We start from the raw sequence: 8,518 nt of genomic DNA on the forward strand, positions 1-8,518 counted from the left end.
AAAGGCTAATGCGTTAGCTTGCCGAGGCAGTTTGGCGGCGTTTTTTTAGCCAGTTGATTGAAAACATGCTGGGCACTATAGGCAGTTGTCGTCCGCGTCGATAGAACATGTAAATGGTCAGCAGTGAGAAAAACACATGTACCGGCCATAAACCGATAAGCGTGCTGAGCTTGCCTTGTGCGGTCCAAGCCTGAAAGATACTCAGCAGGTTGTTATAAATGATGTAGATTACCAACGCTAGGATGAAGTTGGCGGAGCGTCCGGCACGTGGGTCTAGTGCACTTAAGGGGACGGCGAGCAAGCATAGTATCAAAGCGGAGATGGGGATAGCTAGGCGCCACTGCAGCTCTGCATTGTTAGTGCTGCTAATTGAGCTCACCAGCTCGCTAGTGGGCTTGGATTGGGTGCTGGGCGGTTCTTCTTTTGCCTCTTTCGCCTCAATGCGGATAGCGTATTTCTCAAAAGTCGTGGTGGAGAACTCAGCGCTGCCTCTAGTGCCTTCGTAGCGCTTACCATTTTCCATCAACACAAAGTTATCGCCGTTTTTCTCGGTGTAGCGGCTCCCTTCAGCAGCTACAATCACGCCCAGTTTCTGGTGCTGCAGTGTTTGTACGAAAATGTTTTTGACAATATTGCCTAGCTCGTCAAAACTTTCCATAAAAAACACACGCTCCCCATTGCCTGATTCTTTAAACACACCTGGGCTAATGGTAGCCAAATCATCGCGCGCTTCTAACTGGGTGCGATAGAGCTCACCTTTGCTGGTGGCCCACGGCATGACAAATAGGCTGAGCGCCAGAATAAACAGGATAACGGGGAAAATGAAGGTGAGCACAGGGCGTATCCAGCGGTTGATGCTGAGTCCACCACTAAACCAAATGACCATTTCCGAATCACGATACCAGCGCGATAAAGTCATGAGTACAGCCAAAAATAACGAGAGCGAGAGCACCATGGGCAAGAACTTGACCATGTTAAAGCCCAGCACAGTGGTAATAGCGTCATTAGGCAAGATGCCTTTGGCAGCAAGGCGCACTAAATTACCCGCACGTTGGGCGAGCACAATCCCAATCAGGATGAGAAACGCACCTGCGGCGGTTGAAATAAGTTCTTTTATTAATGAGTGCCTAAAAAGCATATGCTGGACTGAAAACCAATTTATTTACGACTATGAATTACGTGTAAAACACGCGATAATTTAATCAAACTTAGTATCATGAGTGGTTTACTCAACATTTGATTGAATTTATGCTGATTTTTAATGCTCTATTGTAGAGTAGTTAAGTTTGCATGTAGTGATGATTCTACATTTCGGCAAAAAATTTAATGTAACAATAACAACTAGGATCTAACACTATGGAATTTAGCATAAAAACGGGCGTAGCGGAAAAACAGCGTCATAATTGTGTCATCGTTGGCGTGTATGAGGGGCGAGAGTTATCAGATGCAGCGCAAGCCCTTGATACCTTATCTGCAGGATATCTCAGTAATTTACTGGCGCATGGTGACTTAGAAGGTAAGCTAGATTCTAGTTTAATGCTGCATCAAGTGCCTGGCGTGCAGGCTGACCGCGTGTTGTTAGTGGGCTTAGGTAAAAAAGCCGAGTTTGCTGAGAAGCAATATGGCAAGGCAGTGCGTGCTTCGGTGAAAGCGCTAGGCGCGATTAGTGCCGATGAGGTGTTAACGACGCTGGCTGAGTTGCCGATAGCGGGTGTAGACGTACGCAAAAAAGTTGCGCAGTTAGTGGAAACTGCGTTAGACGCGAGCTATCGTTTTGATGCGATTAAGCGTAAGCCAGATGCGGCAGAAGAAAAAGCAGCGAAAAAAGGAATTAAAAAGCTGGGTATCCAGATTACGGCTGCGGCAGATGTTGCGGCAGCTGAGTCAGGGTTGGTTGATGGCAAGGCAATTGGTGCGGGTGTAAGCTTAACCAAGGACTTAGGTAACTTACCGCCTAACGTATGTACCCCTACCTATTTGGCAGAGCAGGCGCAGGCGTTGGCAAGCAGTTATGGCTTTACCGTAGAGGTGCTTGAGCGTGAGGCTATGCAGAAATTAGGCATGGGCTCATTTTTAGCAGTCGCTCAAGGGAGTGAAGAGCCACCTAAACTTATCGTGTTGCAACATCTTAAAGGTGATAAAAAGCAAAAGCCAGTGGTGCTGGTAGGCAAAGGCATCACCTTTGATACTGGCGGCATTTCATTGAAGCCAGGTGCCGAAATGGATGAGATGAAATACGACATGTGTGGCGCTGCTACCGTGCTGGGCGTCTTTAAAACAATTGCAGAGATGGATTTGCCACTGAATGTGATTGGCGTGATTCCTACCTGTGAAAACATGCCAGATGGTCGCGCGACAAGGCCAGGTGATGTGTTAACCAGCATGTCCGGCCTAACGATTGAAGTACTCAATACCGATGCGGAGGGGCGCTTGATTCTATGTGACGCGTTGACTTATGCAGAACGTTTTGAGCCAAGCGCTGTGGTGGATATTGCAACATTGACTGGCGCATGTGTGATCGCGCTCGGCCATCATGCTACCGGTTTATTTAGTAACAACGACAGTTTGGCGCAGGAGTTGTTGCAGGCTGGCGAGCAGGCGTTGGATCGTGCATGGCGCATGCCGATGTGGGACGACTATCAACCGTTGTTAGACAGTAATTTTGCCGATATCGCCAATATTGGCGGCCGCGCAGCCGGCAGCATCACCGCGGCATGTTTCTTATCTCGCTTTACTAAGAAATATGACTGGGCGCATCTGGATATCGCTGGCACTGCTTGGAAATCCGGCAAAGAAAAAGGCGGTACTGGCCGCCCTGTGCCATTGTTAACGGAATTTTTGGTTGGCCGTACAAGCCAAAAGCGTTAATGCTTGCTTAATGCGAAATCTTTAATCATGACGCGCGTAGAGTTTTTCTTTAACGTCCCGGATAAGCTGGCTAAAGCTGCAGAGCTATGCAGCAGAGCGGTGGTTAAGGGGCGCCAGCTGACTATTTTTACACAAGATGATGCAATGTCTGCGCGTATGCAGGATGTGCTGTGGCAACACTCGGCGACAAGTTTTATGCCGAGTGCGCATCCAGGCAGCCCTGAGCAACATGATGTTGCCATTATTGTGGATAAGCTGGGTGAACAGCTGCTACAAGACGATATCTTGATTAATTTAAAAACAGAGCATCCGCCGTTTTTTAGCCGATTTAAGTATTTAGTGGAGTTGGTTGGTGTTGATGATACGGATAAAGCGTTAGCCCGCGCGCGCTATAAGTTTTATCGAGACCGTGGCTATCAAATCAAGTCTACTGATGAATCTGCCACATAATTAGCCGTTAATTGGCGTGTTAGAAGGACATTAAATTACATGCAAGAAGATGACGATATTCCACTGTTAACCGAGGTGCATGCTTTGCCAACCCAAGTGTTGGCAAATACATTTAATGTGACGCCAGACCTTATTGCTATGATTGCTGCTGAAATCAGGCCACAGATTGCGGCCGAAATTGAACATGCAGTCACACAAAAAGTGAAAGACGAAGTGCGGCAAGCGTTATTGGATTACCTGTCAAATGCATCTGCTGAGATCAAAGTCGGGCAAACCGATGCCATCAGTGACTTAAAGCAGCAGCATGAACAATTTACCCAGCACATCATCGCAGCACAGCAGGATGCCGAACAGGCGCTGAAAAAAGAAATTGGCGCAGAGCTGATGAATGCGAAGCAGGCGATTATGGAGCAGACCTCTGTTTTTGTGGATAGAACCCGTGCGGACTTCGCAACTGAAATTCCCAAAATGGTACACGCCAATGTGGATATCATTAAGGCTGACTTAGCACAGAGTTTGACGCAGATGCAGTCGCAAGTGGTGGTGGATGTACAAAACAATTTGAGTGCCGCATTGCCGAAGCTGGAACAGTCGCTTACAGAAGGGCTGGAGGCATCTTTACTCAACTTGGAGAAACTGACGGTCGAGAATGCCTCACATGATTTGCAGGCTAAAATCACAAGGTTACATGAAGATATTCTCAGTGAGCATCGCGCCAGTTTGGCACAAGAGCTTGCCGCTATTTATAAAGATCTGACACAGCATACACAATCGGAGTTAAGTATTTATCTGGATGCAATTCAATTGCAATCTCAGCAGGCATTGCAGCAGAAGCTGGGCGCTACTTTCCCTGCGCTGTATGAGGAGTTGTCTCAACAGTTAAGTGCAACGCTGAAAGCAGACTTCATCGTGTTGGCGGAAGGTGCTAAGAATGATTTTATTCAGGGCCTGAATGCGGAGCTGCCAACTACCGAGCAAGCTTTAGCTAATAAAGTGCATGAAGTGTTGTCGGTAGAAACGCCGCGCATAGAGCGTGAGATGATTGCGAATGTGAGAGCTGAAGTTGCCAAGGTGGTGGAGGCTGTGCGCCTCGTATTTCCTGTGGTCTAGTTCAGTTTGTGTTGGGCAGCCTTGCCATTTGCTAAACGCAAGGCTTTATCCTAATTTCAGTTAGGCGCGTCGTTATATTAGGCGTCTGTTAGTGCATCATAGGCGGCGGCGGATAGCAACTGTTCAGCATCTGCATTGTTATCAGCCTGGAATTTGAATATCCATGCTTTATATGGGTGGTCGTTGATTTGCTCGGGTGAGTCAATCACCGCCTGATTGATCTCCAACACCACGCCGTTCATCAGCGCGTGCAGGTCTGAGCCGGTCTTGACGGACTCTACTAGTCCGCATGGTTGCCCTGCGCTCAAGCGTGCGCCTACAGTCGGCGCTTCAACAAACACAATGTCACCCAGCAGGTTTTGTGCATAATCGGTAATGCCGGCTTCCCACACGCCATCTGCGGTGGTTTTCGTCCATAAATGTTGAGGGCTGAATAACAAAGATTGTGGCGTTTGCATGCTGGTCGCTCTGTGATTTTTGAGTTGAAATTGGCTTAAATTTTAACGTAAATTACTTCAATTTTAATTTATTTTTAACCTAGGTGTGGGTTGACCCTAAAATCCTTAAAAATCTTGATGACAAAGCTAAAGTTTTTATATAGTATTGTGCTGTAACCCCATGAGATATAAGTCATTATGAAAAGCACATTGCGAAAGTTTACTTTATTTTATATTAGCTTGGCGCTTTGCTTGGTGCCTGTGGCTGCAGATGCGACTACGAGTAAAAAACATCGGCATGTTTCAACACAGTCTAAATCGACCAGCAAGTATAAAGCAGTAAAATTTAAGTCTAGTGCTCTTCGTGTTAAAACTCGTTTGCCTGCACGTAAAGCAATCGCAGCAGTGGATAGCTATGATGGCACCACCCCTTTAAAACTAGCTTCAGCCAAAGCCTTGGTTATCAACCAGCAGACAGGCGAAGTACTGTTTGCGAAAAACACCAACTTACCAACACCGATTGCATCTGTCACTAAGTTGATGACCGCCATGGTCATGTTAGATGCACATTTACCTATGGATGAATTGCTCAACATTTCTGATGAGGATGTGGATTATCTGAAACATACCACCTCCAGATTGGCTGTCGGCACCACGTTAACTCGCGGGGAGTTATTGCAGTTAGCCTTAATGGCTTCAGAAAATAGAGCGGCCTCAGCTTTAGGTCGTAATTATCCGGGTGGTAGTTATGCTTTTGTTAAGGCGATGAACCAAAAAGCGAAATTGCTAGGCATGAGCGCAAGCCGATTTGTGGATTCAACCGGATTGGATAGTAATAATGTATCCACCGCAGAAGATTTGGCAAAAATGGTTGATGCCGCTTATCACTACGCAGAGATTCGTCAGGTGACGACGCTGGCTTCGCAAGAGGTGACCTTGTATGGCCGCCGCAGCCCCTTAAGTTTTGTGAATACCAATGCCCTAGTGCGTGGTGGTAAATGGGATATCGGATTATCAAAAACAGGCTTTATTAATGAAGCTGGGCGCTGTTTGGTAATGCAGGCGCATATTTCAGGTCAGCCAGTGATTATTGTGTTGCTGGACTCAGCCGGTAAGTTAACCCGTATTGGCGACGCAAATCGCATTCGTAAGTGGGTGGAAACCAATGAAGCTGGCTCTTTAGGGACTTTTGTCAGCGGTTAGCTTCAACGCTTGCATCAAGCTTGATGAGTATTTTTGCTTGGTTTGAATCAAATATAAAAACGCCAGCATACGCTGGCGTTTTTATATGGAGCGTATTGGTGCGCCATTAGCTGCGCTTAAAAGTTGTTATTCTTTCGGTGGAACGTAGCCACTTGCCGTATCTGCACCATCACCGAAGAAGTACTTCTCAGTTTGTTCTGCTAAGTATTTACGTGCTGAAGGATCTGCCAAACTGAGGCGGTTTTCGTTTACTAGCATGGTTTGTTGTTTTAACCATACAGCCCAAGCCTCTTTCGATACGTTCATATAAATGCGTTTGCCCAACTCACCTGGGTATGGCGGGAAATCCATGCCATCGGCTTCTTTACCCAGTTTAATACAATTAACAGTACGTGCCATGATAGTCCTTTTATATAATCTAATCGTTATTGCTTAAACCGTTATGATAGCGCATGTTAAAATTCATGCATTAAACTATTCACAATTTAACGTTACGTAATCAATTTTTTTAGAAAGTCTATGATGTCAACACCTCCAAATAAGCCTGTGGACCATACACAAGACGCATCAAAATCTAAGCATTTAGCAACCAGCCCGTTTAAAGGGAAGACTGGTATTCGCCGCTTGATTAACGCCTTTGGTTACTCGCTGGAGGGCTTTAAAGCGGCTTTCGTGCATGAGGATGCTTTCCGCCAAGAGGTTTTTCTGGCAATCGTACTAATACCGTTGGCTATTTATTTAGGTAATAGCCCGGTAGAGCAGGCGATGTTGATTGCAAGCGTGCTGTTGGTATTGATAGTAGAGCTGCTCAATTCTGCTATTGAGGCGGCGGTGGATCATACTTCTACCGAGCATCATGCGCTGGCAAAGCAGGCCAAAGATATTGGCAGTGCTGCGGTGTTTATCGCGTTGCTGATTGTGGCGGTAGTCTGGGGTTTAATCCTGTTCGCTTAAGGCTTATGCAGCGCACCACAAGCCATGCTGCTTATGTTGCGCTGCGTGATGGTTTATCTCACTAAAAATCGCCACGCAATCCAAATAAGATTGAGCGTTGACCCTGCATCGAGATGTCTTTTAAAAACGAGGCATGGTCGCGTATTTCTTGGTTAAGCAGGTTGTTGGCTTTGGCAAATAGCTCTAAATTTAACTTGGTTGGCAGTTTATAAGAAACCAGCGCGCTAACATTGGTGTAGCCGTCGGTCTTCAATTCATTTTCTGCAGTATGGGTTTGCGCAAACGCCTTGAGCACATCTAATCTTGCCCCTAAGCTGTTGCGTTGGTAGTGCAGCCCTGCCCCTAGGCGCAATGGCGCAATTCTCGGTAAATACTTGTCATTACGCAGGTCTTTTGCATGCACATAGTCGCCCAGCAGGTTTAAGTTTAGATTGTTTGCAATATTAAACTTTGCTTCGCCTTCTATGCCTTTGAATACCGCTGGCACGGTCATAAATTTAGCTTCTGGCAACAGCTCACCGTTAACATCAATCTCATTGCCTGTTCCAAATAGCCCAATAAAATTGCTAAATCTGGTGTAGTAAGTACCGATACTGAAGGAGTTTTTCGCATCCTTCCAGCGTAGCTGCGTATCAACACCCTTGGAGCGTTCTTTTTTGAAGTCTGTATTGCCCACTTCAAACTGGCCGGTAGCAATATGTGCGCCGTTGGCATAGAGTTCAAAGTAGCTAGGTGCTCGCTCGTTATGGGACAGATTGCCGGTAACTGACCAGTTACTGTCGATGTTATATAGCCCACCCAGCACTACACTATTGGGGTTGAAGCTGTTGCTTTGACCTGTGCCAAAATTAACATGATCTTTAGAGTCTACTGTGGTGTGACCTAAGCGCCCGCCAAATGTGATTTTATGTTTATCAATAGCGAGCTCTTCATAAATATACGCTGCTTGGTTTTGCGTGTTGACGCTAGGGACAAAAGCCTCCTCGCCTAGCGCTTCGAAATTGGTGTTGTTAAATTGATAACCAACTACACCGCTTAACGCGCCTAGCGGGCGGTGACCTAGTTCAATACTGCTCTCCAAGCCGCGGTTTTTAAAAGTGGTGCCTACGCTGCCATTTTCTAACTCACGGTGTTCGTAATCGGTGTGCGCGGCGCGCACTTTTACACGGTTAAACATGCCGCCTAAATCGGTAAACTCACTGGCGACATCCCAGCGATCACTTTTCATATCGATACGCACGTTTTCTTCTGCGACTACGCCGTAGTTGTTGTTCATGGTGGAGAATGAGGTGCCAATGTAGCCGTTATCAAAAGTTAAGGCTGCGCCTAATGCACCGCCGTCACCCTCTGCACTGCTGTTGACGAGTTTGCCGCGGTTCTCGCGGGGAGTATTGTCTTGCTCGCTTTTGCGGCGAGATAGCGCATAACCCGGAATGTCCAAATCGCTGGTTTTTCGCGTATAGGCATCGGCATGTATGGCAATGGCGTCATTGCCA

General features: G+C 46.7%; 9 protein-coding genes. 5 read left to right on the top strand and 4 right to left on the bottom strand.

What is annotated here, in order from left to right; all coding sequences use genetic code 11:
* Window positions 1–13 precede the first annotated feature (13 nt).
* Entirely contained in the window at window positions 14–1,138 is a 1,125-nt protein-coding gene (gene lptF / locus C3Y98_RS03430; protein ID WP_135276701.1) for an LPS export ABC transporter permease LptF, read from the bottom strand.
* A gap of 218 nt (window positions 1,139–1,356) precedes the next feature.
* On the opposite strand from lptF, the gene C3Y98_RS03435 reads away from it, so the two are divergent.
* The 3 genes from C3Y98_RS03435 to C3Y98_RS03445 are packed head-to-tail and all read left to right on the top strand — an operon-like array spanning window position 1,357 to window position 4,428.
* Window positions 1,357–2,868 carry a leucyl aminopeptidase gene (locus tag C3Y98_RS03435; RefSeq protein ID WP_135276702.1) on the top strand — a complete coding sequence of 504 codons (1,512 nt, stop codon included), beginning with the start codon at window positions 1,357–1,359 and terminating at the stop codon, window positions 2,866–2,868.
* Between the two features lie 3 nt (window positions 2,869–2,871).
* The gene (locus C3Y98_RS03440) at window positions 2,872–3,318 is read left to right on the top strand and encodes a DNA polymerase III subunit chi (RefSeq protein ID WP_245234307.1); all 447 of its coding nucleotides are present in this window, start codon (window positions 2,872–2,874) and stop codon (window positions 3,316–3,318) included.
* A 39-nt stretch (window positions 3,319–3,357) separates the two neighbouring features.
* Window positions 3,358–4,428, top strand: a complete 1,071-nt coding sequence (locus tag C3Y98_RS03445; RefSeq protein WP_135276704.1) for a hypothetical protein — start codon at window positions 3,358–3,360, stop codon at window positions 4,426–4,428.
* 77 nt (window positions 4,429–4,505) lie between these two features.
* Here the strand turns inward: C3Y98_RS03445 and gcvH are convergent, their stop codons facing one another.
* Window positions 4,506–4,886, bottom strand: coding sequence for a glycine cleavage system protein GcvH (gcvH, locus tag C3Y98_RS03450; RefSeq protein WP_135276705.1), 381 nt, complete (start codon window positions 4,884–4,886; stop codon window positions 4,506–4,508).
* Window positions 4,887–5,063: 177 nt separating this feature from the next.
* Here gcvH and pbpG point away from each other — a divergent pair, with 177 nt between their 5' ends.
* Window positions 5,064–6,068 carry a D-alanyl-D-alanine endopeptidase gene (pbpG, locus tag C3Y98_RS03455; RefSeq protein WP_135276706.1) on the top strand — a complete coding sequence of 335 codons (1,005 nt, stop codon included), beginning with the start codon at window positions 5,064–5,066 and terminating at the stop codon, window positions 6,066–6,068.
* 126 nt (window positions 6,069–6,194) lie between these two features.
* Here pbpG and C3Y98_RS03460 read toward each other — a convergent pair whose 3' ends face one another.
* Window positions 6,195–6,467 (bottom strand): oxidative damage protection protein, encoded by a 273-nt coding sequence (locus C3Y98_RS03460; RefSeq protein WP_135276707.1) that lies wholly within the window; start codon window positions 6,465–6,467, stop codon window positions 6,195–6,197.
* A 120-nt stretch (window positions 6,468–6,587) separates the two neighbouring features.
* On the opposite strand from C3Y98_RS03460, the gene C3Y98_RS03465 reads away from it, so the two are divergent.
* Window positions 6,588–7,022: a diacylglycerol kinase gene (locus tag C3Y98_RS03465; RefSeq protein ID WP_209308733.1), complete on the top strand. Its 435-nt coding sequence runs from the start codon at window positions 6,588–6,590 to the stop codon at window positions 7,020–7,022.
* 61 nt (window positions 7,023–7,083) lie between these two features.
* Here C3Y98_RS03465 and C3Y98_RS03470 read toward each other — a convergent pair.
* A partial coding sequence (locus C3Y98_RS03470; RefSeq protein ID WP_135276708.1) for a TonB-dependent receptor occupies window positions 7,084–8,518 on the bottom strand: 1,435 nt, incomplete at its 5' end.

The sequence above is a fragment of the Methylotenera oryzisoli genome (assembly GCF_004661485.1).
Taxonomy (GTDB): Bacteria; Pseudomonadota; Gammaproteobacteria; order Burkholderiales; family Methylophilaceae; genus Methylotenera; species Methylotenera oryzisoli.